This is a genomic window from Novosphingobium sp. 11B (genome assembly GCF_054589055.1).
This window is the reverse complement of sequence record NZ_BAAILP010000169.1, coordinates 1-1,774: the sequence shown is the minus strand read 5'-3', so window position 1 is coordinate 1,774 and position 1,774 is coordinate 1. Positions and strand designations below refer to the sequence as shown.

General features: G+C 72.1%; 2 protein-coding genes. Both read left to right on the top strand.

The features are described 5' to 3' along the window. The first annotated feature begins 45 nt into the window (after window positions 1–45). Window positions 46–756, top strand: a complete 711-nt coding sequence (locus ACYPYD_RS15610) for a uroporphyrinogen-III synthase (protein ID WP_459664094.1) — start codon at window positions 46–48, stop codon at window positions 754–756. Next, window positions 756–1,658: a hypothetical protein gene (locus ACYPYD_RS15605; protein WP_459664092.1), complete on the top strand. Its 903-nt coding sequence runs from the start codon at window positions 756–758 to the stop codon at window positions 1,656–1,658. Before ACYPYD_RS15610 ends, ACYPYD_RS15605 begins: the two co-directional genes overlap by 1 nt. Window positions 1,659–1,774: the final 116 nt, after the last annotated feature.

The window sequence follows — 1,774 nt, the reverse complement described above, 5'->3', positions numbered from 1 at the left end:
GGTCCCGGCCAGCGGTCCCGGATCAAGTCCGGGACGACGAATGCGATGATCCTGATCCTGCGCCCCGAGCCCGGTGCCTCGGCCACGCTGGCAGCAGCGCGTGAACACGGGCTGGAAGCACTGGCCTTCCCGCTGTTCGCAGTGCGCCCCCTCGTATGGGAGCCCGCCCGACGTGACGCCATCGACGCGCTCCTGCTCGGCAGCGCCAATGCCCTGCGCCATGGTGGGCCTCAGCTGGCGGCCTATCGCGGCCTGCCCGCCTACTGCGTCGGCGAAACCACCGCACAGGCCGCGCGAGAGGCGGGCATGGAGGTCGCCGCCACCGGCCACGGCGGTCTGCAGAACCTGCTCGGCGTACTCCAGCCCGGACACCGCCGCCTGCTGCGCCTCGCCGGGCGGGAACGCACTGCCCTCGACGTGCCGGGCGACATCGCGATCGTCACGCGCGAGGTCTACGCCAGCGAGGCCCTCCCCCCTTCGCCCGCGCTCATCGCGGCATTGGCCAGCCCCGCCCTAGCCCTGCTCCACTCCGGCGAGGCGGCGCTGCGGTTCGCACAAGTCTGCAGAGATGCGGGAATCCCGCGCGGGCGAATCCGCCTCGCCGCGATCGGCCCGAGGGTCGCCGCGCGCGCCGGAGAAGGCTGGGCGCAAGTGCGCAGCGCCGCGCGGCCGGACGACGCCGCATTGCTGGCCTTGGCGCAGCAGATGTGCCAAGACACCGGCCCACGGACAGCAACCGCGACGACAAGGACTTGATGCAGGACATCCCTTCCGCCCCTCCCGGCGTTCCTCCGCAGCGCCGCTCGGCGGGCATGACGCTGTTCGTCGCGCTCATCGCCTTCGTGATCGGCGCCGGGCTCGTCGCCTGGCTGGCGACGCGCGGCTACCTGCCGACCCTGCTCGACGCCGCGAACACCGCGACGCTGACGGCGGCACCCGAGCCCGGTCCCAAGCCTGCGCCGCCCGCCGCCCAGATGTCACAGATCGCCACCGTCGAGGGGCGCCTCGCGATGATCGAGGACCGCATGTCGCGCATCGACCTGCAGACCAGCGCCGCCGCCGGCAACGCCGGGCGCGCCGAGGGCCTGCTGATCGCCTTCGCCGCCCGCCGCATGGTCGATCGCGGCGAGCCGCTCGGCTATCTTGCGGACCAGCTGCGCCTGCGCTTCATGAACGCCCAGCCGCGCGCGGTGCAGACGCTGGTGGACTTCGCCGCCAACCCGGTCACCATCGACGCGCTGAGCGCCCGGCTGGAAGCGCTGTCGCCGGAACTGACGGTCAGCACCGCCAACCGCAGCCTGTGGGAGCGGACGCGGCAGGAGATCACCTCGCTCTTCGTGGTACGCCGCGATTCGGCCGCGCTCGCCAATCCAACCGCCCGCATCGAACGCGCCCGCCTGATGCTAACCGCCAAGCGCATCGATTCGGCCATCGGCGAGGTCGAGCGGCTTCCCGGCGCCGAAGCGGCCGATAACTGGATCGCCGATGCGCGCCGCTACGAAGCCGCGCAGAAGGCGCTCGACCTGCTCGAGACGACGGCGATGCTGGAGCCGAACCGGCTGCAGGATTCGACCGGCCACTCGGTCGATCAGCCCAGCCCATTGGCCCCGACCGCGCCTGCGGAAGAACCCGCACCGGAGGCTTCGGAGGGGGCGTAAAAACCATCCGTCGTCCCGGACTTGATCCGGGACCGGTGGCGGTCTTTAGGCGCGAACTCGCTGCGCGCGCCGCAAGGTGGGTTGGTCCCGGCCAGCGGTCCCGGATCAAGTCCGGG